This is a genomic window from Pseudoxanthomonas sp. J35, from assembly GCF_000513995.1.
In the GTDB taxonomy this organism is placed as follows: domain Bacteria; phylum Pseudomonadota; class Gammaproteobacteria; order Xanthomonadales; family Xanthomonadaceae; genus Pseudoxanthomonas.
Window position 1 is genome coordinate 1 of sequence record NZ_AZVB01000026.1, and the last position, 23180, is coordinate 23180.

Sequence of the window (23180 nt, forward strand, 5' to 3'; positions counted from 1 at the left end):
TTCCGGCGCCACCACGGCACGCGGCTGATCCCCGCGACCGGGCGACACCGATGAATGAGAGAGGCCTTCGGGTGCGGTTTTTGCCCTGGTCCGGATCGGCGACATCGATCCAACAAGACCGTCCACGGAAATGCAGTCTGGCTTTCGTTGCCACCGACCACTGAGCGAACAGCAGCACCGCAGCAGAGCAGCAGAGCAGCAGAGCAGCAGAGCAGCAGAGCAACAACACCACAACGAGGAAGCAGCAATGCCTGAAGCTCAAGGCAAGGACGTCATGCACCCCGGGTTGACGGGAAGCTCCCCACGGAATTGTTAGGTGCCTGGCGAGGCACTTACAGGCCCTGACTGCGATAGACCGCGTTAACGGCGGCCATGGCCATAATTACATTTTTGCAGAGAGTGCTAGGCATAAGTTCGTCGTGTTCGAGCGAACCCACATAGGTCATTACTCGCGACTTTTGGCCACCAAAGATGCCGCGGCCAGCATTCTGCTTGATAAAGACAAAGTCGGTGTCCAAGTCGGCTGCCTTCAACGCGATAAAGCCTTCATCGAATGCTTCTTTAACCGAACCTGCCATCGTTGGATGGAAGTTGATCCTGCGGCCCGACTGCATGAAGCCTTTGAGGGTAGACAACAGGTACTGCCCGTCCGCCTGCGAAAAATGGAGGCGGTTGCTGGCCGTCATGATGCTCTCGAGTGACGCGTACTGCGGAGTTGGCATTGCTTCCTCTTACGATTGCTACGTTGCTGCTTCAGGCGCCTAACTACCAGTAGACCCCCACCGGGGGCGTAGCGCCGAGTTTGTGCCCCGGGGCGGGAGCCGTCAATCAAGGAATTCCTACCGCAATCANAGGTTTATGCCGATTCCGGCCCGGCCGGCGGGGCGCCAGGATCCGGGGAAAGGCGGCAAGGAGGCCNCGATATGACGTATGACGGCGAGCAGGCCCCGTTATCGGCCGGAGGGATGCAGGCGGGCGGGCCGCGGCTGCTGGAGCAGGTACGCGGGCGGCTGCGGCTCAAGCATTACAGCCTGCGTACCGAGCAGGCCTACCTTTACTGGATTCGCCGGTATATCCGGGCGTACCTGCCGCGGCATCCGCGCGATCTTGACGGGGCGGCGGTCGAGGCCTTCCTCACCCGCCTGGCCACACGCGACCACGTCGCCGCCAGCACCCAGAACCAGGCGCTGTCGGCGCTGCTGTTCCTGTACCGCGAGGTGCTGGGCGTGGACCTGCCGTGGATGGAGAACGTGGTCCGGGCGCGGCGGCCGCAACGGCTGCCGGTGGTGCTGTCGCGGGCCCAGGTCGGCCAGCTGCTCGGCCTGCTGGCCGGGCGCGAGGCGCTCATGGCCGGGCTGCTCTACGGCAGCGGCCTGCGCCTGATGGAGTGCGTGCGGCTGCGGGTGAAGGACGTGGACCTGGCGCGCAACGAACTGACCGTGCGCAATGGCAAGGGTGGCAAGGACCGCATGACCGTGCTGCCGGCCGCGCTGCGCGAGCCCCTCGCCCGCCAGCTGGCGGGGGTGCGCCAGCTGCACGCACGCGACCTGGCCGCCGGGCTCGGCCGGGTGCACCTGCCGCACGCGCTGGCGCGCAAGTATCCGAACGCGGCGGCCGAGCCGGGCTGGCAGTACGTGTTCCCCGCCACGCGCATCTCGGTGGACCCGCGCGACGGCGTGCGCCGGCGCCACCACATCGACGAGAAGGTGCTGCAGGCGGCGGTGCGGCGGGCGGCGCTGGAAGCGGGCTTCGAGCGGCCGGTGACCCCACATACCCTGCGCCACTGCTTCGCCACCCACCTGCTGGAAGCCGGCGCGGACATCCGCACGGTGCAGGAACTGCTCGGGCACAAGGACGTCGCCACCACCCAGATCTACACCCACGTCCTCAATCGCGGCGCCCACGGTGTGGTCAGCCCGCTGGACCGCTGAGGAGATGGCCGGCTGCACCGGTGGGATTCAGAACACGGTGGACAGTACGACCGAAAGCGCCGCGCAGATCACCACCACGCTCCAGAAATAACCCGGAGAGTCGATGCGCTGGACTTCGCGCATCCGGACGCCGGCCTTCGCGTGGATGCGTCCGGTGGCGACCGCGTAGCAGACGTAGAGCAGGAGGAACGCGCCGATCAGCTTGAACATGACTGTGCCCGTATGGTCTTCACGCCCGGGGTCGGCCCATCACGCGCTCTGGCGGACGAACAGCAGCCATCCGGGCAATCCGCCGACCAGCGCCCCCACGAATGCCGATCCGAACCCGGGCGCCAGGACCAGGGCGATCTCGAACGGCCACAGGTTGTGGGTGCCCGGATCCAGGATCACGTCGTAGGCGACGCGGGCGAAGATGGCGGCCGGGACCGAGGCGCCGATCACCAGCCACGACAGCCAGAAGCCCGTGCCGCTGAGGAACGCTGGCACTGCGGCCATCACTGCGACGACGACCAGGCGGGCATCCAGGATCGCGTCCGGCAGCGCCAGCTGCTTGAGCGGCGTCAGCCAGTAAGGCAGGCCCACGGCGAGGAAGGCGACGAGGAAACACGGGATGAGGACATCGCGGCTTTTCGCAGCCATGGCGGCGGTTCCCCCAGGTCCGGGACTGGCCGGGCGCCCGCCCCCCCTGGGCGTGAGTCCGGCTGGGCCTGAAGTTAACCCAGGACGCGACATCAGCGTAGCCCGGGCAAGCGGAGCGCACCCGGGGTATGCGGTCTGGTATCGCAGGATGGTCGACTGCCGGGCCCTTCGAGGTGGTGTCCCGGATGCGCCCTTCGGCCTTATGCGGGCTACGGGGCGATTGCTGGGCGCCCGAACCTCTCCCCTCCCCCCTCGCGAGGAGAGAGGGAGGCCAGGTGCGTAGCCCGGGTAAGCGGAGCGCACCCGGGATCACGGCGCCTGGTGTCACGGAGTGTCGGCCGCCGGGGCGCGCGGGACCGGTTTCCCGCATGCGGCCTTCGGCCTTGTCCGGGCCACGCCGGCGCCCGACCCGCTGCCCTACCCCTCTCCGGGGGAGAGGGGGCTCCTGGCTAGTCGGCCAGGTTGATCCAGGTCGCCTTGATCTCGGTGTACTTGTCGAAGGCGTGCAGCGACTTGTCGCGGCCGTTGCCGGACTGCTTGTAGCCGCCGAAGGGCGCGGTCATGTCGCCGCCGTCCCAGTAGTTCACCCACACGCTGCCGGCGCGCAGGCCGCGGGCGACACGGTGGGCGCGGGCCAGGTTGGCGGTCCACACGCCGGCGGCCAGGCCGTACTCGGTGTCGTTGGCGATCCTCAGCGCCTGGGCCTCGTTGTCGAACGGGATCACCGACAGCACCGGGCCGAAGATCTCCTCGCGCGAGATCGTGTGCTCCGGGCGCACCTCGTCGAACACGGTCGGCTCCACGTAGCAGCCGCCGTCCACCGGCGAGATGCGCTTGCCGCCCAGGGCCAGCTTCGCGCCTTCGGCCTGGCCCTTGGCGATGTAGTCGAGCACCCGCTTCGTCTGCGACTCGTCCACCAGCGCGCCCATCGGCGCGCCCGGCTCCAGCGGGTGGCGCGGCTGCATCTTCCTGCCCGCTTCCACCACCCGGGCGACGAACTCGTCCTTGATCGAGCGGTCCACCAGCAGGCGCGAGGCCGCGGTGCAGACCTCGCCCTGGTTGTAGAAGATGCCCACCGCCGCGGCCTCGGCCGCCTTGGCCAGGTCCGGGGCGTCGGCGAAGACGATGTTCGGGCTCTTGCCGCCGCACTCCATGTACGCGCGCTTCATGTTGGACAGGCCGGCGCACTGCAGCAGGCGCTTGCCCACCGCGGTCGAGCCGGTGAACACCAGCCCGTCCACGTCCATGTGCAGCGCCAGCGGTTCGCCGGCCTCCTGGCCGAAACCCGGCACCACGTTGAACACGCCGTCGGGGATGCCGGCCTCGGCCACCAGCTCGGCCAGGCGCAGCACGCTCAGCGGCGACTTCTCCGAGGGCTTGAGCACCACCGAGTTGCCGGTGGCCAGCGCCGGGGCCAGCTTCCACGCCGCCATCAGCAACGGGAAGTTCCACGGCACGATCGCGCCGACCACGCCCAGCGGCTCGCGCGTGACCAGGCCCAGCTCGTCCTCGCCGGTGGGCGCGACCTCGCCGTAGACCTTGTCCAGCGCCTCGGCGGTCCACGAGAAGCAGCGGATCGTCGCGGCCAGGTCGACGTTGCGCGCGTCGTCGATCGGCTTGCCCATGTCCAGGGTTTCCAGCAGGGCCAGCTCGTCGGCGTGCCGTTCGATCAGCGCCACCAGCTTCTGCAGGGTCTTCTTGCGCTTGACCGGCCTGGCCCGCGACCAGTGCCCGGCCTCGAAACTGCGCCGCGCCGCGCGCACCGCGCGGTCGATGTCCGCCTGCCCTCCACGCGCCACCTGCCCCAGCACCCGCCCGTCGATCGGGCTGGTGCAGTCGAAGGTGCGGCCGTCGGCGGCGTCGACGTACTTGCCGTCGATGAACGCCTGGGTGCGCAGCGACAGCCCGGCGGCCATCGCTTCCCAATCGGTGCGGGTACGTGCAGTGCTCATCGTGAACTCCCGAAGTAAAGCGTCAACCCCGTCCAGCGGAGAAATGGTCCTGGAACCGCTGGCGACCTCGAAGCATCACGGTGCGAGGCCTGCCGACGGAAAACAATCGCCACCTGTGCATCAGAACGTCGCCGGCGTGTTCGCACTGACGATCACCGCCTCGGTGTCGCCGACGTTACGGAAACGGTGCGGCACCTTGCTCTCGAAGTAGTACGCCTCGCCCGGCCCCAGCACCCGCACCTGGCTGCCGACGGTCACCTCCACCTGGCCGGAAACGACCACGCCGCCCTCCTCGCCTTCGTGGACGATCATCGCCTCCCCGGTGTCGCTGCCCGGCGGCATCACCTCGCGCAGGATGCACATCTGCCGCTGCGGCCGGTGCTGGCCCACCAGGTAGTAGTGGATGCCGCCATTGCCCACGTCCGGCAGTTCGTCGGCCGCGTAGAACGGCTGCTCCGGCGGGCCCGGGTCCAGGTCCAGGGTGAAGAAGTCGGCCAGCGAGATCGGGATCCCGTCCAGCACCTTCTTCAGCGAGCTGACCGAGGGGCTGACCTTGTTCTGCTCGATCAGCGAGATCGTGCTGTTGGTGACGCCCACGCGGCGGGCCAGCTCGCGCTGGCTCAGGCCACGGGCCGTGCGTACCCGCTGCAGGCGTGCGCCGATGTCCATCGCCTCGTTCCGCTCCGTCCGGGGGCTGGCCCGGCGTGTTGCGGGATACTTTACATGGCACCCCGCCGGGGTCAATTTTTGCCGTAGACTCGCCCCCAGCGTTGAATTTTTCGAACGGCGCCCGGTCCCACGGACGCCCCGCCGATCCAGACCGGAGCCTGCCGCCATGAGCACCGACGCCGACGCTTCCCGGGCCGCCCTGGCCGACCACTACGCCTCCCAGAACCTGGCCGCGCCGCCGGCCATGGACGCGTTCTGGATGCCGTTCACCGCCAACCGCCAGTTCCGGCACAGCCCGCGCCTGCTCGCCTCGGCCGAGGGCATGTACTACCGCGACGTCGAGGGCCGCCAGATCCTGGACGGCACCGCCGGCCTGTGGTGCTGCAACGCCGGCCATGCGCGCCCGCGCATCGTCGAGGCGATCGCGCGCCAGGCCGCGACCCTGGACTTCGCCCCGCACTTCCAGATGGGCTCGCCGCTGCCCTTCGTCGTGGCCGAGCGCCTGAAGGAAATCGCGCCGCGGCCGCTGGACCATGTGTTCTTCACCAACTCCGGCTCCGAATCCGTCGACACCGCGTTGAAGATCGCCATCGCCTGGCACCGCGCCCGCGGCGAGGGCCAGCGCACGAAACTGGTCGGCCGCGAGAAGGCCTACCACGGCGTCGGCTTCGGCGGCATCTCGGTCGGCGGTCTGCCCAACAACCGCAAGTGGTTCGGCCCTGGCCTGCCGGGCGTGGACCACCTGCGCCACACCCTGGACATCGGCCGCAACGCGTTCTCGCGCGGCCTGCCCGCGCACGGCGTGGAGCTGGCCGAGGACCTGGAACGGATCGTGCAGCTGCACGACCCCAGCACGATCGCGGCGGTGATCGTCGAGCCGATCTCCGGTTCGGCCGGCGTGATCCTGCCACCGCCGGGCTACCTGCAGCGGCTGCGCGAGATCTGCGACAAGTACGGCATCCTGCTGGTCTTCGACGAGGTGATCACCGGCTTCGGCCGGGTCGGCGCGCCGTTCGCGGCGCAGCGCTTCGGGGTCACCCCGGACATGATGACCGTGGCCAAGGGATTGACCAGCGGCTGCGTTCCGATGGGCGCGGTGTTCGTGTCCGAGCGCATCCACGAGGCCTTCATGCAGGGCCCGGAGGGCGCGATCGACCTGTTCCACGGCTACACCTACTCCGGCCACCCTCTGGCCTGCGCCGCCGCGCTGGCGACCCTCGACACCTATGCCGAGGAAGGCCTGCTGACCCGGGCGCTGGAGCTGGAGGACTACTGGGCCGACGGCCTGCACGCGCTGCGCGGCAGCAGCCCGCACATCATCGACATCCGCAACTACGGCCTGATCGGCGCGATCGAGCTGGCGCCGCAGGACGGCGCCCCCGGCGCGCGCGGCTACCAGGTGCTGGAGCGGGCGTTCCGCAAGGGCCTGCTGGTGCGCACCACCGGCGACATCGTCGCCCTGTCGCCGCCGCTGATCGTCGAACGACGGCACATCGACGACATCTTCTCGATGCTGGGCGAGATTCTTTCGAGCCTCTGACCGGCGCTCCCCCACGCCGCAGTCATCACTCCACGGAGATTTCCATGCTGATCGGCGTACCCAAGGAAATAAAGAACCACGAGTATCGCGTCGGCCTGACCCCGGCCGGCGCGCGCGAGCTGTCCGCACGCGGCCACCAGGTCCTCGTGCAGCGTGGCGCCGGCGAAGGCGCGGGCCTGGCCGACGCGGCGTTCGAGGCCGCCGGCGCCCGGATCGTCGACACGGCCGAGGAGGTCTACGGCTGCGCCGAAATGGTCATCAAGGTCAAGGAGCCGCAGCCGGCCGAATGCGCGATGCTGCGGCCCGGGCAGATCCTCTACGCCTACCTGCACCTGGCGCCGGACCCGGAGCAGACGAAGGCGCTACTGGCTTCCGGCTGCACCGCGATCGCCTACGAGACCGTCACCGACGACCGCGGCGGCCTGCCGCTGCTGGCGCCGATGAGCGAGGTGGCCGGGCGCATGTCGATCCAGGCCGGCGCGCACGCGCTGGAGAAGGCGCAGGGCGGCTCGGGCATCCTGCTCGGCGGCGTGCCCGGGGTGAAGCCGGCCGAGGTGATGGTGATCGGCGCCGGCACCGTGGGTCTCAACGCCGCGCGCATGGCCATGGGCCTGGGCGCGCACGTGACCCTGCTGGATCGTTCGCTGGAACGGCTCAAGTACGTCGACGAGCTCTACGGCGACCGGCTGACCACGATCTTCTCCAGCCAGGACGCGATCCAGGAACGGTTGCCCTACACCGACCTGGTGATCGGCGCGGTGCTGATCCCCGGCGCGGCCGCGCCCAAGCTGGTCAGCCGCGCGCAACTGAAGCTGATGCGACCCGGCTCGGTGCTGGTGGACGTGGCCATCGACCAGGGCGGCTGCTTCGAGACCAGCAAGCCGACCACCCACCAGGAGCCGACCTACGAGGTCGACGGGATCATCCACTACTGCGTGGCCAACATGCCCGGCGGCGTGGCCCGCACCTCGACCTTCGCCCTGACCAACGCCACCCTGCCGCATGCGCTGGCGCTGGCCGGCAAGGGCGCGGTGCAGGCGCTGATGGACGACGCGAACCTGCGCAACGGCCTCAACGTGCACGCCGGCAAACTCACCTACCGCGCGGTGGCCGATGCGCTGCGCCTGCCGTACACGCCGGCTTCCGAGGCGCTGGCGGCGTAGCCGCGCCCGGCACGCATCCCTTCCCCACCACCGGCGCCCGCCGCGCCGCGCACCGCAGACCGCCATGGACACGCACCAGATCCGCCAGCTCACCCACCACATCCGCGGCCCGGTGGCGGCCGCGCCCGGCGCGCGCCTGTCGCCGGTGTTCGACCCGTCCAGCGGCGCGGTCACCGCGCAGGTGCCGCTGGCCGATGCGGCCCAGGTCCGCGCCGCGGTGGATGCGGCCCAGGCCGCGTTCCCGGCCTGGGCCGCCACGCCGCCGCTGCAGCGCGCGCGGGTGATGTTCCGCCTGCGCGGGCTGATCGAACGCGATGCCGACGAACTGGCGCGCACGATCACCTCCGAGCACGGCAAGACCCTGTCCGATGCGCGCGGCGAGGTGACCCGCGGCATGGAGGTGGTGGAGTTCGCCGCCGGCATCCCGCACCTGCTCAAGGGCGAGCACTCGCCGGAAGTGGGCCGCGGCGTGGACAGCTGGAGCGAGCGCGCGCCGCTGGGCGTGGTCGCCGGCGTCACCCCGTTCAACTTCCCGGTGATGGTGCCGCTGTGGATGGCGCCGGTGGCGCTGGCCTGCGGCAACAGCTTCGTGCTCAAGCCCTCGGAGAAGGTGCCGTCGGCGGCGCTGCACCTGGCGCGGCTGCTGCAGGAGGCCGGGCTGCCTCAGGGCGTGTTCAACGTGGTCCACGGCGGCCGCGAGGCGGTGGACGCGCTGCTCGACGATCCGCGGGTGCAGGCGCTGTCGTTCGTCGGTTCCACGCCGGTGGCGCGCTACCTGTACGAGCGTGGCAGCGCCGCCGGCAAGCGCGTGCAGGCGCTGGGCGGGGCCAAGAACCACGCGGTGGTGCTGCCGGACGCGGACATCGGGCTGGCCGCCGACGCGCTGCTGGGCGCCGGCTACGGCTCGGCCGGCGAGCGCTGCATGGCCATCTCGGTGGCGGTCTGCGTGGGCGACGCCACCGCCGACGCGCTGGTCGCGGCGCTGGCGCCGAAGGTGGCGGGGCTGCGCATCGCGCCGGGCCTGGAGGATCCGGACATGGGTCCGCTGGTCGACGCGGCGCACCGCGAGCGGGTGCGCGGCTACATCGACCTGGGCGTGCAGGAAGGCGCGAAGCTGGTGGTCGACGGGCGCGCGCATCCGTGCACCTCGCGCGACGGGTTCTTCCTCGGCGGCAGCCTGTTCGACCATGTCACCCCGCAGATGCGGATCTACCGCGAGGAGATCTTCGGGCCGGTGCTGTGCGTGGTGCGGGTGCCGGACTTCGAGTCGGCGCTGGCGCTGGTGGACGGCCACGAGTACGGCAACGGCACGGCGGTGTTCACCCGCAGCGGCGGCGCGGCCCGCGAGTACGCGCGCCGCGTGCAGGCCGGCATGGTCGGCATCAACGTGCCGATCCCGGTTCCGATGGCGTTCCACTGTTTCGGCGGCTGGAAGGCCTCGCTGTTCGGCCCGCTGCACATGCACGGCCCCGACGGTGTGCGCTTCTACACCCGCCTGAAGACCGTGACCGCCCGCTGGCCCGAAGGCGCCGCCGGCGCCGAGTTCGTGATGCCGACAATGCGCTGACCCCGCCGGCACTCGACCTGTAGAGCGGGGCTTGCCCCGCTGCTTTTCGCAGGGCGCTGGAACATCGGGCGGGGGAGTCGGGCAAGCCCGGCTCTACAGGGGCATTCCGCTCCCACCGGGCCAGGCTCGCCTCGTAGAGCGGGGCTCGCCCCGCTGCTTTTCACAGGCGCGGGACATCCGGATTCCGTAGCCCGGATAAGGCCGAAGGCCGCATCCGGGACGAACGGGCCCACCACGCGTACCCCCGGACGCGCTTCGCTTATCCGGGCTACACGCCGGCAACGCCCCCGCCGCTAAACTCCCGCGAGTCGGTGCCGCCCGATGGTGGCGCCTCCCTCCCCTACAGGACGCAGATGAGCGAGCAGGACCCGCGCGCGGCGCAGTTGCGCCGCATGAAGAGCATCGCCCTGGCGATGCTGCTGGCGATGGTCGCCGGCTTCGTGCTCAGCCACGCCATGGGCAACCAGGGCGTGTGGGCGTGGGTGTCGGCGTTCTGCGAGGCGGCCACCGTCGGTGCCCTCGCCGACTGGTTCGCGGTGGTCGCGCTGTTCCGCCATCCGCTGGGCCTGCCCTTCCCGCATACCGCGATCATCCCGCACAGCAAGGCGCGCATCGCCGACAGCCTGGCCGCGTTCGTGCGCGACCATTTCCTCGAGCCGGAGACCCTGCTCAAGCGGCTGGAGGTGTTCGATCCGGCGACGAAGCTGGGCGAGTGGCTGTCCCGGCCCGAGCAGTCGCAGCGACTGGCGCAGATGGCGCGCGGCTGGGCGCTGCAGGCGCTGGACCTGCTCGACGAGCGCGCGGTGCACGAGAGCATCCAGCGCTTCGTCATCGCCCGCCTGCAGGCCTGGGATGCCTCCGCCACCGCCGGCGAGGTGATGGGCCTGCTCACCGCGGATGGCCGCCACCAGCAGCTGCTGGATGAGGCGCTCAAGCGCCTGTCGCATTACCTCGACGGCGAGGCGGTGAAGCGGCGCGCCTCGGCGCTGCTGGTCAAGCACGCGCGCCGCGAGTGGCCGCGGCTGGTCGGCACGGTCAACTGGATCCGTCCGGTCGAAGGCATCGCCGACGACCTGGCCGAACGCATCGCCCGCGCGGTGCTGGAAGAGCTCAACGGCATCCTCGCCGAGCCGCGCCACCCGATCCGCCGCGATTACGAACGCTGGTTGCGTACGTACATCCAGCGCCTGCGCACCGATCCCGAGCTGGCCGCGCGCGTGGCGAAGATCAAGCAGGACCTGATCGACCATCCCAGCGTGCAGGACTACGTGCGCGGATTATGGGACCAGATCCACGGCGCCCTGCGTGAGGACCTGGAACGCGGAGACGGCGTTCTGGCGCGCCACCTGGAACGCTCGCTGCTCGGCATCGGCGAGGCGCTGGGCCGCGACGAGGGCCTGCGCGAGGCGATCAACCAGCACGTGATGGGCGGGGCCGAAAAGCTGGCCCTGCGCCTGCGCGGCGGCGTGACCGACTACATCGCGCAGACGGTGAAGAGCTGGGACGAGCGCCACCTGGTCCGGCAGCTGGAGCTGAGCGTCGGCCGCGACCTGCAGTACATCCGCTTCAACGGCACCCTCGTAGGCGGTCTGATCGGCCTGCTCCTGCACGCGGTGATCGTCCTCCTCGACCGCGCCCCGGTGTGACCCCGTAGAGTCGGGCTCGCCCGACTCCCCGCCTGATGTCCCAACGCCCCCCGAAAAGCAGCGGGGCAAGCCCCGCTCTACAAAAGCCCCGCCCCTGTAGAGTCGGACTTGCCCGACTCCCCCGCCCGATGTTCCAGCGCCCTGCGAAAAGCAGCGGGGCAAGCCCCGCTCTACCAAGCGCGGCACGCCCCTCAAACCGTCAGGCGCCAGGCGCGGTGGATGCGCGGGTTGCGTTCGAAGTCCGGCGGGATGGTGGAGGCGCTGATGTCCTCGCAGTGGGCGAACTGCGCCACCGCTTCCTCGTCCAGGCGGAAGCGGCGGAAGTTGTTGGAGAAGTACAGCACCCCGCCCTGCGCCAGGCGTGCGCAGGCGGCGCGCAGCAGGCGCACGTGTTCGCGCTGCACGTCGAAATCGTCCGCGCGCGCCGAGTTGGAGAAGGTCGGCGGGTCGCAGAAGATCACGTCGTACTTGCCGCGCTCGGCCTCCAGCCACGCCACCGCGTCGGCCTGCACCAGCCGGTGCGAGGCGCCGCCCATGCCGTTGAGCGCCAGGTTGTCCGCGCACCACTGCAGGTAGGTCGCCGACAGGTCCACGCTGGTCGTCGATGCCGCGCCGGCCACCGCCGCCTGCACGCTGGCCACGCCGGTGTAGCAGAACAGGTTGAGGAAGCGCCGCCCCCTGGCCTCCTTGGCCATCCGCCGGCGCAGTGGGCGGTGGTCGAGGAACAGGCCGGTGTCCAGGTAATCGAACAGGTTCACCCACAGCTTCGTGCCATGCTCGCGCACGACGAAGCGCTCGCCGCCCTGCTGGAAGCGCCCGTACTTGCTGCCGCCCTTGCCGCGCTCGCGGGTCTTCAGCGCGACCCGGTCCGGCGGCACGGCGAAGGTCGTGCGCGCGGCGGCCAGCAGTTCGTGGCGGCGGCGGCGCACGTCGGCCTCGGGGATCTCCGCCGGCGGTGCGTACTCCTGCACGTGCAGGAAGGTGCGTTGTTCGCCACCGTCCTCGGCGTAGACGTCGATCGCCGCCGCGTACTCGGGGATGTCGGCGTCGTAGGCGCGAAAGCAGGACACGCCCTCGCCGCTGCGCCAGCTCTTGAGCTTGCGCAGGTTGCGCTGCAGGCGGTTGGCGACCATCTTCGCGCCTTCGGACAGCTCGCGCGGGACGGCGTCGCGCTGCGGCGGGCGCAGCGGATCGCAGACGATCAGCGCGCACTCCAGCGCGCCGTTGAACAGCTGGTATTTCTTCGCCGCGCGCAGCCCGGTGGCCTGGGCCAGCTCCGCGTCGCCGCACAGCAGGCTGGCGCGCCACTCCGGCACCGCCCGTTGCAGCGCCTGGCCCAGGCGCCGGTACAGCAGGCCGTCTGCAGCCAGGCGGCGGTCGTACGGCGGATTGCACACCACCAGGCCGCGCGGTTGCGGCGCCTCCGGCAGCGCGTCGATATCGCGCACCTCGAACGCGATCGCCGAGGCGACGCCAGCGGCCTGCGCGTTGCTGCGCGCCGCGGCGATCGCGTACGGATCCAGATCGCTGCCATGGAACACCGGGCGCAGCGCGGCCAGGCCGGCCGCGGCGCGGGTGCGGGCTTCGGCCACCAGCGCGCGCCAGGCGGCGGCATCGAAGCCGATCCAGCGGGTGGGCCGCGACGCATCGGCGGTCGCGGCGACGGCACGGGCGCCTGCATCGCCCGGCGCGACCTTCGCCAGCGCCGCCGACCACGGGTCCTGTGCCGCACCTTCCAGCGAAGGGGCCGCCAGTGCCTCCGGCGCCGGATCGCCGGCGCTGCGCGCGTCGATCCGGCCCAGTCCCGGAGCCACGTCGGCGGCCATCAGCGCGCCTTCGATCAGCAGCGTACCGCTGCCGCACATCGGGTCGAGCAGCGCGCCGCCTTCGGCATACAGCGCCGGCCAGCCGCCACGCAGCAGCACCGCCGCGGCGAGGTTTTCCTTCAGCGGCGCCTCGCGCTGTTCGGCGCGCCAGCCGCGCCGGTGCAGCGGGCCACCACCGAGATCGATCGACAACGTCGCCCTGCCCTTGCGCAGCGACAGGTTCAGGCGCAGGCCGGGGGCCTCGACGTCGACCGACGGCCGTTCCAGGCCCTGCGCGCGGAACACGTCGACCACCGCGTCCTTGACCCGCTGCGCGGCGAAGCGCGCATGGCTGATCGCCTCGCCGGAAACGTGCGCGTCCACCGCCAGGGTGTCGCCCTCGCCCAGGTGCTCGTGCCACGGTACCGCGGCCGCGCCGGCGTACAGCGCCTGCTCGTCCGGGCAGTCGAAGCTGGCCAGCGGCCACAGCACGCGGCTGGCCAGGCGCGACCACAGCACGGCGCGCTGGGCGTCGGCCAGGCTGCCTTCGGCGTTGGCACCGGCGATGGTGGCGGTGGCCTTCGCGGCGCCCAGCGCCACCAGTTCGTCGGCCAGCAGGTATTCCAGGCCCTTGGCGCAGGAAACAAAGAACTTCATCGGGAAACGGGCTCGCGTTCGGGGCCGCCGGGCCGCGGCGCGCGGCCGGGCATCGGCATGGATGGGAATGGTCGGCCATCGGGCGGGGCCGCGCCAGCCCGGGGCTGGCGCGGCGTTCACCCGGGCGATGGCCGCCGGCGCAGGCTCAGAGCGATTCGAGCAGCTCGGCGAAGGCGCGCGCGGTGGCGTCCACGTGCGCCGACAGGCGGTGGCTGTCGTCCAGCAGCAGCAGCCGCGCCGAGCGCGCGCGTGCCCATTCGATGACCCCGGCCGCCGGGATGATCTCGTCGTGCCAGGCATGGACCACCGAGGTCGGCACCGGCGCGGCGTCCAGCGCCGGCATCGGCCCCATCTGCAGCGGCGGCACCATCAGGAACAGGCCGCGGGTCGGCACCTGCAGCGAGGCGATCGCCGAGATATAGGCGCCCAGGCTCGAGCCGGCCAGCACCACCGGCCCGCGCCGCTGCACCGCCTCGCCGGCGATGCGCAGCAGGCGCTGCAGGCGCGCCGGCACGTCACCGACGCGGCTGACCTCGCTGCGCGCGTCCAGGTCGGTGTAGTCCGGGCGCTCGGTGGTCCAGCCCAGCGCCTCGGCCGCCTGCGCCAGCGCGGTGACCTTGGTCGCGTCCGGGCCGCTTTCGAAACCGTGGGAAAGAATGCAGTGGCCGCGGCTCACAGCGCCTCCACCACGTCGCCGACGCGCAGGGTGCCGCCTTGGACGATGCGCGCGCACAGCCCGCCGTGGCCGCGCATGGCATTGAAGCCGCCGGGGCCGAGCGCGTCCTCCATGCGCGTGCACGGATCGCACGCATCCGTGCCTTCCAGCACCACCTCGCCGACGCGGAAGCGGCGGCCCTTCAGCGCCACCAGCGGTATCCCGGAGACGACCAGGTTGCGGCGCAGGGTGGCCGGGACGACGGATTCGTGGCCGGACAGCGCGGCGATCACCGGCAGGTGCTCGGCCTGGATCAGGGTGACCCCGCGCTTGCCGCTGCCGCCGTTGTAGCGGTCACCGGTGAGGCCGGCGCCGGGGGTGGCTTCGACCGCGTCGACCTCGACCATCGCCGTGTCGCGGGCCGGGCGCAGACCGATCCATTCGACCTTGCCGCCGCGCGGGAGGGTCGCCATGAGCCGACCGAGGGGACTGTCGGGAGGAGGAACGGAGCTGCGGGTCGCCATGGCGCGAATGCTAGCATCCGGCCCCATGCCCACCCCGCCGGAACTCGAAGTGATCGACCAGCCGCTACCCTACGTGGACCGGCTCGGGCAGCGTTCGCTGGCGGACATCGACCTGGTGGTCATCCACTGCACCGAACTGCCGGACCTGGCCACCGCCCGCGAGTACGGCGAACGCGTTCGCTACGACAGCGGCACCGGCAACAGCGGCCATTACTACATCGACCGCGACGGCACGGTGCTGCGCTACGTGCCCGAGGAGCGCATCGCCCACCACGTGCGCGGGCAGAACCCGCGTTCGCTGGGGATCGAGCTGGTCAACAGCGGGCGCTACCCGCACTGGCTGGACTCACGCCACCAGGCGATGGACGAGCCGTACACCGACGCGCAGATCGACGCGCTGGCGCGCCTGCTGCAGGACCTGGCCGCGCGCCTGCCCTCGCTGCGCCACATCGCCGGCCACGAGGACCTGGACCGCGAGCGCGTCCCCGCCAGCGACGATCCGGCGGTGCTGGTGCACCGCAAGCTCGACCCCGGCCCCCGCTTCCCCTGGGACCGCGTCCTCGCCGCCCTCCCCCTCCAGCGCCTCCTGCCCTCGTAGAGTCGGGCCCACCCGACTCCCACCCCTGATGCCCCGCTCTTCGTAGAGTCGGGCTCGCCCGACTCCCACGCCCGATGCCCCAACCCGCGCCAAGAGCAGCGGGGCAAGCCCCGCTCTACCCGAAGCGCCGCGGATTCATGTCCGTCGCCCCAACCCTTCCCCCGGGGAGCGAGGGAAAGAAGCCACGACCCATAAGCGCCCGAAGACGCGGCAGCACGGGGGTATGGCGCAAGCAGCACATGGATGTGCTGCGTTCGCGCGCTGGAGCAGGACGCGGAACCGCGCGATGCGCCATACCCCCGTGCTGCCGCGGCTCCGTCCGGAGCTGGCCCAACCCAATGCTGTCGTTGTTGCTGTCGCTATTGCTATTGCTGTTGCTGTTGCTGTGGCTGTCGATCGAGCGGACTCAGGCTCGAGCGGGGAACGTCCGGACGCCGCCGCACCGCGAACGGGAGGACTTGCCGGCCCCCGGCCCCCTCCCCCGGCCCTCTCCCCGGAGGAGAGGGGGCAGACAACGCCCCCGGTATAATTGGCTCCCCCCTTAGCGACGACGGGTGCCCCCTTGCCCCCCGCCCTCGGCCCCGTGGCCTCCGAACTGATCGACCTGCTCACCCTGGAGCGTCTGGAAGACAACCTCTTCCGCGGCCAGAGCCGCGACATCGGCACCCGCTACGTGTTCGGCGGGCAGGTGCTCGGCCAGGCCCTGGCCGCCGCCCAGGCCACCCTGGACAACGGCCGCCACGTGCACTCCCTGCACGCCTATTTCCTGCGCGCCGGCGACATCGACCACCCGATCGTCTACGACGTCGACCGCACCCGCGACGGCGGCAGCTTCTCCGTGCGCCGGATCACCGCGATCCAGCACGGCAAGGTGATCTTCTTCTGCGCCGCCTCCTTCCAGGACGACGAACCCGGTGCCGAGCACCAGCTCGGCATGCCCGAGGTCCCGCAGCCGGAAGACGTCCAGCCCGCCCCGCTGGTGCCGGCCGACGTGATGGCCTCGCTGCCGACCAAGGTGCAGCGCTGGCTCTCCCGCGGCGGCCCGTTCGAGTTCCGCCACGTCTATCCGCGCGACGAACTCAACCCGCCCAAGCGCCCGCCCTACCAGCAGGTGTGGTTCCGCCTGCGCGAAAGCGTCGGCGACGCGACAACCGAGATGCACCAGGCCCTGCTCGCCTACGCCTCCGACTTCCACCTGCTGGGCACCGCGACCTTCCCCCACGGCATCAGCTACTACACGCCGAACGTGCAGATGGCCTCGCTCGACCACGCGCTGTGGTTCCACCGTCCGTTCCGCATCGACGAGTGGCTGCTGTACTCGATCGACAGCCCCTCCACCCAGGGCTCGCGCGGCCTGGCCCGCGGCCAGATCTTCGATCGCCAGGGCCGGCTGGTCGCCAGTACCGCCCAGGAAGGCCTGATCCGCGTCGTCCCGGACCGCGCCGCCGCGCGGGCCGTGCCGGCGAAGGAATAAGCGTGCGCCAGGTATTCACCAGCCAGCGCCTGGAAACCGTCGAAGGCGTGGCGAAGATGCTGGAAGAGGCCGGCATCGCGGTCCACGTCAGCCAGCCGCGTTCCTACCGCGGGCGTCGCCGCGGGCAGTTCAGCTATTCCGAACCGGTGCCGCAGAACCAGCAGCCGGCGGTCTGGGTGCGCCTGGCCGAGGACCAGCCACGCGCCCGCGAGCTGCTGCGCCAGGCTGGCCTGCTGGCGACCACGCGCTCCTACTCCGGCCTGCCGCAGGCAGCGACCGAAGCGCTGCCCTCGCGCTTCGAGGAGAACGGCGGCAGCCGCTGGGCCTGGCGCATCCGCCTGGCCCTGCTGCTGGTGATCGCGGCGGTGGCGGTGCTGGTGTGGATGGGCCGCCACAAGGCGCCCGCGCCGGCGGCAGTCCCCGCTGCCACGGAACAGCCAGCCGCATCGCAACCGGCGCCGGCCGAGGACGAGGACGAGGAGGTCCGCGTCCGCATCGCCCCGCCGCCGCCAGCGCCGCAGGACTGAGCGCGCGGCGCGCCACGGCATAAAAAGAGGCCCGGCGACGCATCGCCGGGCCTCGTTGCTTCAGGCTTCGCGGAGCCGGGGCTCCAGCGGGCTTACTTCTGCGCCGGCGCAGCCTTCGGCGCCGAACCGCCCTTCGGGGGGTGGTGGCCGCGCTCCGCCATGCGCCTGGCATGGGCGGCGTCGAACTCGGCCTTGCTCAGCTTGCCGTCCTTGTCGGTGTCGGCCTCGGTGAACCAGGCGTCGTTGCGCTTCTTCATCGCCAGCTCGTGATCGGCCTTGTCGAGGAAGCCGTCGCCGTTCACGTCGAGCTTGGCGAAACGCTCGGCGAAACGCGGCTTGGCAGCGGCCTCGGCCTTGCTGATGCGGCCGTCCTTGTCGGCGTCCAGGGCCATGAAACCGTCGTTCGGCCCGTGGCCGAAGCGGCCGTGGTGGCCCTTGCCGTGGCGCGGCAGCTCGCCGGTCTGCAGCTTGCCGTCCTGGTCGCGGTCCAGTTCGTCGAAACGCGCGGCCAGGCGGGGGAACGCGGCGGCCTCGCTGCGATCGACCACGCCGTCGCCATTGGCATCGAGCGCCTTGCGCTCCGCCTTCGCAGGCGCGGCGGCCGGGGGGGTGGTCTGGGCCACGGCGGCGCCGGCGGTCATGGCCAGCAGGGCGGCGGCGATCAGGGAGGGGGTCTTCTTCATGGTGTTCTCCAGTCAAGGTGACCCGGTGGCCACGCGAAGGAGAACGGGCCAGCACCGGGCCGGTTGACCGCCCGCCGGATCCGTTCAGCCACCGTCCGGGAAAGGCGTCGCAGCGTCCGCGACCGGCCGGCGCTATGCTGCGGGCATCCGCCGCGGTCCGTACCCGATGGGCAACGACTCCTCCCCGACCGACGACCTGCGCCTGTTCCAGACCGGCGGCCACCCCTGTGGCTACTGGCCGGAGCGCAGCGCGCGCGACCTGGTCCTGGATCCGCGCGACCCGCGCCTGGCGACGTTCTACCCGCAGGCGCTTGAATGGGGCTTCCGCCGCTCCGGCGACCTGGTCTACCGGCCGCACTGCGCGCACTGCCGCGCCTGCATCGCCGTGCGCATCCCGATCGCGGACTTCGTTCCCGACCGCAGCCAGCGCCGCTGCCTGGCACGCAACGCCGAGGTCGAGTCGCGCATCGTGCCGGCGCGGCGCAGCACCGAACACTTCGAGTTGTACCAGCGCTACCTCGGCAGCCGCCACCGCGACGGCGGCATGGACGGGCATGGCACCGCCGAGTTCGACCAGTTCCTGGTCGGCAGCTGGTCGGACACCCGCTTCCTGGAGATGCGCGAGCCTGGCGACGGCAAGCCCGGACGGCTGCTGGCGGTGGCGGTGACCGACCGCGCGCCCCACGGCCTGTCGGCGGTCTACACCTTCTACGAACCGGACCTGCCGCAACGCGGGCTGGGCACGCTGGCGATCCTGCGCCAGATCGAATGGGCCCGCCGCGAGGGCCTGGACCACCTCTACCTGGGCTACTGGATCGACGGCCACGCGAAGATGGACTACAAGCGCCGCTTCCGCCCGCTGGAAGCCTTCGACGGGTGCCGCTGGCGCCGCTTCGAACCCTGAGCGCGGACGAGCGCGCGGCGGCGCATGCGAGAATCGGCGCATGCACGCCCTCTTCCGCTTCCTGCCCGCCGCCCTCCTGCTGATGACCACCGCCTGCGCCAGCACGCCGCAGCCGGCCGCGACGCACGCGACGCTGCGCGTGGCCACCTACAACACCTCGCTGTACGACGACGAGGACGGCGGCCTGGTCCGCCGCCTGGAAGCCGGCGACGAGAGCGCGCGCAGGATCGCCGCAGTGCTGCAGCAGGTGCGCCCGGACCTGGTCCTGCTCAACGAATTCGACTACGACCCCGAAGGCCGCGCCGCCGACCTGTTCCAGCGCCGGTACCTGGAACAGCCGCAGGCCGGCGGCGGCGAACCGCTGCGCTATCCCTACCGCTACCTGGCCGAGGTCAACACCGGCGTGCCCAGCGGCCTGGACCTGGACAACAACGGTGTGGTCGGCGGCGAAGGCCGCGCCCGCGGCAACGACGCCTGGGGCTACGGCCTGCACCCGGGCCAGTACGGCATGCTGGTGCTGTCGATGCATCCGATCGACGCGGCGCAGGTGCGCAGCTTCCGCCTGCTGCGCTGGGCCGACATGCCCGGCGCGCGGCGCCCGCTCGACCCGGCCACCGGCCAGCCCTGGCACAAGGACGAGGTATGGCGGCAGCTGCGCCTGTCGTCCAAGTCGCACTGGGACGTGCCGGTGCGCACGCCGCTGGGCACGGTGCACTTCCTGGTCTCGCACCCGACCCCGCCGGTGTTCGACGGTCCGGAGGACCGCAACGGTGCGCGCAACGCCGACGAGATCCGGCTGTGGCAGGACTACATCTCGCCGGGCGAACACCCGTGGCTGTGCGATGACGCCGGGCGCTGCGGCGGCCTCGCGCCGGACGCGCGCTTCGTCATCGCCGGCGACCTCAACAACGATCCGGTCGACGGCGACGGCCACAGCGAAGCCATCCTCGGCCTGCTCGAACATCCGCGCGTGCTGCGCATGGCCACGCCGAGCTCGATCGGCGGCGCGGAAAAGGCCCGTGCCTATGCCGCGGCCGGGCTGCAGCACCGCGGCGCACCGGCGCACGTGACCGGCGATTTCGGCCCTCGCTCCGGCGCGATGCGCCTGGACTACGTGCTGCCGTCCACCGGCTTCGCCCTGCGCGGCAGCGGCGTGTTCTGGCCGGCTTCGGACGATCCCGCAGCGGCCATCGCCGATGCCAGCGACCACCACCTGGTATGGGTGGAGCTTGCCGCCGACTGAACGGCACCGGGGGTCCGGAAAGGCGGCAGTGGGCGATTGATTTCAATCAATCTCCCCTTCGGGATGGCGTGCTGCAATGAATACATGAACGCGATCCCCCTCCAGCAGAACCAAAGGGCCCAGCAGATCCATCAGACGCTGGCGGACCTCAACACCTCCAGCGCCGACATCGAAGCCTCGGCCCTGATCTCGATCGACGGCCTGCTGATCGATGCGGTCATGCCCCAGGGCATGGACGAAGACCGCATCGGCGCCATGTCGGCGGCGCTGCTCTCGCTCGGCGAGCGCACCGCGCGCGAACTGGGCCGCGGCCGCCTCGAGCGCGTCCTGGTCCAGGGCGAGCACGGCTACGTGATCATGACCGCCGCCGGCGAAGAGGCCGTGCTGACCGTGCTGACCAAGGCCGAGGTGAAGCTGGGCCTGGCCTTCCTTGACATCAAGCGTGCCGCGCAGGCCCTCGGCAGGATCGTCTGAACATGCGCGTGCTCCCCGACATGGTCCCGCCGGCGGAGCCGCATCGCTCCGCCAAAGCCATCTACCAGGACGGCACCTCCCGCGTCATCCACTGGAGCGATCGCGAGGTGCCCTTCCCCGACGGCCGTCTCATCGTCTCCAGGACCGACCTGGACGGCATCATCACCCACGCCAACGCGGCCTTCGTCGAGATCAGCGGCTACAGCCGCGAGGAACTGATCGGCGCCCCGCACCACATCCTGCGCCACCCGGACATGCCCAAGGTCGCCTTCAAGGACCTGTGGGACACCCTCAAGCAGGGCCGCAAGTGGCACGGCTACGTCAAGAACCTGCGCAAGGACGGCGCCCACTACTGGGTCTACGCCACCGCGCTGCCGAACGTGCGCAACGGCGAGGTCGTCGGCTACACCTCGGTGCGCCGCAAGCCTTCGCGCAAGCGCATCGAGGAGCTGGTGCCGGTCTACCAGAAGTGGCTCGAGGAAGAGATCGCAGGAGTGGGCGCATGACGCTGAACATGCTGGTGGCGCCGGACTTCGCGCCCGAGAACTTCCCCGGCTGGTACATGCTCAGCACCCTGCTGCAGGGCCGCTCCGGCCTGCGCCTGCACCTGCTGATGCCCAGCGACGCCCACGAACAGGTGCGCATGCTGGCCGACGGCGGCGTCGACCTGGTCTACGCCAATCCCTTCGATGCCACCTCGCTGATCCGCAGCGAAGGCTACATCCCGTTCGCGCGCCCGGCCGGGCATTCGGACGAGATGGTGATCGCCACGGCCGCGACCTCGCCGCTCAACTGCGTCGAGGACCTGCAGCCGGGCTGCAGCATCGCCCTCACCGACAACCGCGACGTCAAGCTGATCGGCCTGCGCCTGCTCGAACCGGCCGACCTGGCCGAACAGGACATCCGCTGGGAACTGGCCAACAGCTACCAGGCCGCCGCGCGCATGACCCTCAACGGCCAGGTGGACGCGGGCTTCTTCCTCGCCTCGGCCTACCACTCGCTGGCGCGCATCACCCGCGAGCGGCTGAAGGTGTTGGTGGAAAGCAAGCTGCGCGACATCAGCCACGTGCTGCTGGCCCACCCGCGCATGACCGAAGACCTGCCCAGGCTGTCCGAGGCCCTGCTCGGCGTGAACCCGGCCGACCCGGGCGACCTGGAAGTGCTCAGGGCGCTGGGCCTGGCCAACGGCTTCGAGGCCATGGAGCAGGAAGACGCCGAGTTCATGATCGACCTGATGGACACCCTGCTGGATTGACCATGCCCGGGACCGCCGCCTCGCTCAACGCACGCCGCCAGTTCCGCACCCGCACCTGTGCGGTGCTGCGCGCCCCGCAGGACGCCAGCGCGCACCTGGCGCGCCTGCAGTCGGCCCTGCAGCTGGGCGACGTGGAACCGCTGCAGGGCACGCTGGCGGACCTGTTCGTGGCCCTGCCCAAGGAAGAGACCGCGATCCGCCAGGCCGCGCTGGCCCTGGCGGCGCCGCGGCTGCCGCCCTACGTGGCCGAAGCCTTCGACCGCAACGCCCACGGCCACGCGCTGACCCAGGTCACCACCCTGGCCACGCGCTGGAGCGTGTTCGCCCAGCCTTCGGCCAGCGTGCCGGCGCGGATCCGCCGCGCCAGCCCCGACCATTCGCGACGCCTGGCGGCGCGGGTGGTGGAGGCCCTGCTCGACGGCGAGCCGCTGCAGGCGGCGCGCATCGAGCGCGACTTCCTCGACCACTGCGTCTCCTGCCAGGACAAGTTCGCCTTCATGCTCGCCAGCCGCGACCTGCGCCGCCACGAGATCGCCGTGGGCGACCGCTGGGAACAGGTCGCCGCCTGGCTGGAACAGCACGCGGCGATGGGCGAGAAGCAGCCCCCGCCCCGTTCAACGACACGGACATGACCCAGACCCTCGACAGCGTCGAAACCCTCTCCACCGCCATGTGGGTCCTGCCGACCCCGCGCGGTGCGCTGCATGCCTTCTCCTCCCCGGACCCGACGCCGATGCAGCGCGCGGTACAGGCGATGCTGCGCGACCAGTCCGCCCCGCCGCTGGAAAGCTGGCGCCGCAACCACGACCAGGGCGGGCGCATGCTCGAGCAGCTGCGCGAGCGGCAGTGGGTGCAGCTGCTGCGTCGCGAGGTGCCGGCGCCGGACGTGCGCCTGGGCGACTTCGCCCAGCACGTGATCGCGCCGCTGTCCGGCGAGCGCCGCGCGGTGCTGGCCTCCGACAGCGGCTTCTGCCTGGGCCAGTCCGGCCTGTCGCAGGAGCAGGCCGAGACGCTCAGCGCCGCGGCCGCCGACTACTCCTCCTTCGCGCAGCGCCAGGCGCGCCGTGGCTGGGACGGGGCGCGCCGCGTCTCCTTCCACAGCGACCCGGACATGCTGCTGCCGGACTGGTCGTTCGTGCCGTTCTGGGTCGACGGCACCGGCTACTGGCTGATCCTGGCCGGCGAACCGCTGCTCAACAACCTGGCGATGGTCGAGCTGGTGTGGAGCATCCAGCTGGCCGGCGCACGCTTCGCCGCGCCGCTCTGATCGAAGC

The 23180-nt window shown here is 71.2% G+C and carries 24 protein-coding genes; 15 read left to right on the forward strand and 9 right to left on the reverse strand.

From position 1 onward, the window contains the following. Window positions 1–332: 332 nt before the first annotated feature. Window positions 333–686 (reverse strand): hypothetical protein, encoded by a 354-nt coding sequence (locus PSEJ35_RS0112915; RefSeq protein WP_156924816.1) that lies wholly within the window; start codon window positions 684–686, stop codon window positions 333–335. Between the two features lie 279 nt (window positions 687–965). Between PSEJ35_RS0112915 and PSEJ35_RS0112920 the strand changes: the two genes are divergently transcribed. Continuing rightward, complete coding sequence (locus PSEJ35_RS0112920) at window positions 966–1931, forward strand: integron integrase (protein WP_028918162.1); 966 nt, start codon at window positions 966–968, stop codon at window positions 1929–1931. A gap of 27 nt (window positions 1932–1958) precedes the next feature. Here the strand turns inward: PSEJ35_RS0112920 and PSEJ35_RS0112925 are convergent, their stop codons facing one another. The 4 genes from PSEJ35_RS0112925 to PSEJ35_RS0112940 form a co-directional block, all read right to left on the reverse strand. Continuing rightward, window positions 1959–2141, reverse strand: coding sequence for a hypothetical protein (locus tag PSEJ35_RS0112925; RefSeq protein WP_028918163.1), 183 nt, complete (start codon window positions 2139–2141; stop codon window positions 1959–1961). 39 nt (window positions 2142–2180) lie between these two features. Next, entirely contained in the window at window positions 2181–2570 is a 390-nt protein-coding gene (locus PSEJ35_RS16255; RefSeq protein ID WP_051412681.1) for a hypothetical protein, read from the reverse strand. A gap of 449 nt (window positions 2571–3019) precedes the next feature. Next, window positions 3020–4522 carry an aldehyde dehydrogenase gene (locus PSEJ35_RS0112935; RefSeq protein ID WP_028918164.1) on the reverse strand — a complete coding sequence of 501 codons (1503 nt, stop codon included), beginning with the start codon at window positions 4520–4522 and terminating at the stop codon, window positions 3020–3022. Window positions 4523–4642: 120 nt separating this feature from the next. Continuing rightward, window positions 4643–5191, reverse strand: coding sequence for a cupin domain-containing protein (locus tag PSEJ35_RS0112940; RefSeq protein WP_024869297.1), 549 nt, complete (start codon window positions 5189–5191; stop codon window positions 4643–4645). Between the two features lie 244 nt (window positions 5192–5435). Between PSEJ35_RS0112940 and PSEJ35_RS0112945 the strand changes: the two genes are divergently transcribed. From PSEJ35_RS0112945 to PSEJ35_RS0112960, 4 genes are all read left to right on the forward strand, one after another. Then, a complete protein-coding gene (locus PSEJ35_RS0112945) occupies window positions 5436–6731 on the forward strand; it encodes an aspartate aminotransferase family protein (protein WP_198014188.1) in 1296 nt (431 codons plus the stop codon). Between the two features lie 44 nt (window positions 6732–6775). Continuing rightward, window positions 6776–7894 carry an alanine dehydrogenase gene (gene ald, locus PSEJ35_RS0112950; protein ID WP_028918166.1) on the forward strand — a complete coding sequence of 373 codons (1119 nt, stop codon included), beginning with the start codon at window positions 6776–6778 and terminating at the stop codon, window positions 7892–7894. 64 nt (window positions 7895–7958) lie between these two features. Beyond that, window positions 7959–9461, forward strand: coding sequence for a CoA-acylating methylmalonate-semialdehyde dehydrogenase (locus PSEJ35_RS0112955; RefSeq protein ID WP_037083306.1), 1503 nt, complete (start codon window positions 7959–7961; stop codon window positions 9459–9461). Window positions 9462–9853: 392 nt separating this feature from the next. After that, on the forward strand, window positions 9854–11107 hold the full coding sequence (locus tag PSEJ35_RS0112960) for a DUF445 family protein (RefSeq protein ID WP_037083312.1): 1254 nt from the start codon (window positions 9854–9856) through the stop codon (window positions 11105–11107). A 191-nt stretch (window positions 11108–11298) separates the two neighbouring features. Here PSEJ35_RS0112960 and rlmKL read toward each other — a convergent pair whose 3' ends face one another. The 3 genes from rlmKL to PSEJ35_RS0112975 all read right to left on the reverse strand — a co-directional run bounded on the left by rlmKL (window position 11299) and on the right by PSEJ35_RS0112975 (window position 14748). Next, on the reverse strand, window positions 11299–13569 hold the full coding sequence (gene rlmKL / locus PSEJ35_RS0112965) for a bifunctional 23S rRNA (guanine(2069)-N(7))-methyltransferase RlmK/23S rRNA (guanine(2445)-N(2))-methyltransferase RlmL (RefSeq protein WP_028918169.1): 2271 nt from the start codon (window positions 13567–13569) through the stop codon (window positions 11299–11301). 145 nt (window positions 13570–13714) lie between these two features. Next, entirely contained in the window at window positions 13715–14245 is a 531-nt protein-coding gene (locus tag PSEJ35_RS0112970; RefSeq protein ID WP_028918170.1) for an alpha/beta hydrolase, read from the reverse strand. Beyond that, window positions 14242–14748, reverse strand: a complete 507-nt coding sequence (locus PSEJ35_RS0112975; protein WP_028918171.1) for an MOSC domain-containing protein — start codon at window positions 14746–14748, stop codon at window positions 14242–14244. Before PSEJ35_RS0112975 ends, PSEJ35_RS0112970 begins: the two co-directional genes overlap by 4 nt. Before the next feature lie 25 nt (window positions 14749–14773). Here PSEJ35_RS0112975 and PSEJ35_RS0112980 point away from each other — a divergent pair, with 25 nt between their 5' ends. The 3 genes from PSEJ35_RS0112980 (at window position 14774) to PSEJ35_RS0112990 (ending at window position 17347) form a co-directional block, all read left to right on the forward strand. Next, window positions 14774–15346 (forward strand): N-acetylmuramoyl-L-alanine amidase, encoded by a 573-nt coding sequence (locus PSEJ35_RS0112980; RefSeq protein WP_028918172.1) that lies wholly within the window; start codon window positions 14774–14776, stop codon window positions 15344–15346. A gap of 562 nt (window positions 15347–15908) precedes the next feature. Then, window positions 15909–16820: an acyl-CoA thioesterase II gene (gene tesB, locus PSEJ35_RS0112985; protein WP_028918173.1), complete on the forward strand. Its 912-nt coding sequence runs from the start codon at window positions 15909–15911 to the stop codon at window positions 16818–16820. Window positions 16821–16822: 2 nt separating this feature from the next. After that, a complete protein-coding gene (locus tag PSEJ35_RS0112990; RefSeq protein WP_028918174.1) occupies window positions 16823–17347 on the forward strand; it encodes a hypothetical protein in 525 nt (174 codons plus the stop codon). 92 nt (window positions 17348–17439) lie between these two features. On the opposite strand, the gene PSEJ35_RS0112995 is transcribed toward PSEJ35_RS0112990, so the two are convergent. After that, window positions 17440–18030, reverse strand: coding sequence for an EF-hand domain-containing protein (locus tag PSEJ35_RS0112995; protein WP_028918175.1), 591 nt, complete (start codon window positions 18028–18030; stop codon window positions 17440–17442). 166 nt (window positions 18031–18196) lie between these two features. Between PSEJ35_RS0112995 and PSEJ35_RS0113000 the strand changes: the two genes are divergently transcribed. The 7 genes from PSEJ35_RS0113000 (at window position 18197) to PSEJ35_RS0113030 (ending at window position 23173) form a co-directional block, all read left to right on the forward strand. Next, window positions 18197–18934, forward strand: coding sequence for an arginyltransferase (locus tag PSEJ35_RS0113000; RefSeq protein ID WP_028918176.1), 738 nt, complete (start codon window positions 18197–18199; stop codon window positions 18932–18934). A gap of 82 nt (window positions 18935–19016) precedes the next feature. Further along, window positions 19017–20177 (forward strand): endonuclease/exonuclease/phosphatase family protein, encoded by a 1161-nt coding sequence (locus PSEJ35_RS0113005; protein WP_232207666.1) that lies wholly within the window; start codon window positions 19017–19019, stop codon window positions 20175–20177. An 84-nt stretch (window positions 20178–20261) separates the two neighbouring features. Beyond that, window positions 20262–20651: a roadblock/LC7 domain-containing protein gene (locus tag PSEJ35_RS0113010; protein ID WP_028918178.1), complete on the forward strand. Its 390-nt coding sequence runs from the start codon at window positions 20262–20264 to the stop codon at window positions 20649–20651. Window positions 20652–20653: 2 nt separating this feature from the next. Further along, entirely contained in the window at window positions 20654–21157 is a 504-nt protein-coding gene (locus PSEJ35_RS0113015; RefSeq protein WP_051412682.1) for a PAS domain-containing protein, read from the forward strand. After that, entirely contained in the window at window positions 21154–21906 is a 753-nt protein-coding gene (locus PSEJ35_RS0113020) for a phosphate/phosphite/phosphonate ABC transporter substrate-binding protein (protein ID WP_028918180.1), read from the forward strand. Before PSEJ35_RS0113015 ends, PSEJ35_RS0113020 begins: the two co-directional genes overlap by 4 nt. Before the next feature lie 2 nt (window positions 21907–21908). Next, window positions 21909–22538, forward strand: coding sequence for a hypothetical protein (locus PSEJ35_RS0113025; RefSeq protein WP_028918181.1), 630 nt, complete (start codon window positions 21909–21911; stop codon window positions 22536–22538). After that, complete coding sequence (locus PSEJ35_RS0113030) at window positions 22535–23173, forward strand: hypothetical protein (protein ID WP_084635555.1); 639 nt, start codon at window positions 22535–22537, stop codon at window positions 23171–23173. The genes PSEJ35_RS0113025 and PSEJ35_RS0113030 overlap by 4 nt, the downstream gene beginning before the upstream one ends. Window positions 23174–23180 lie beyond the last annotated feature (7 nt).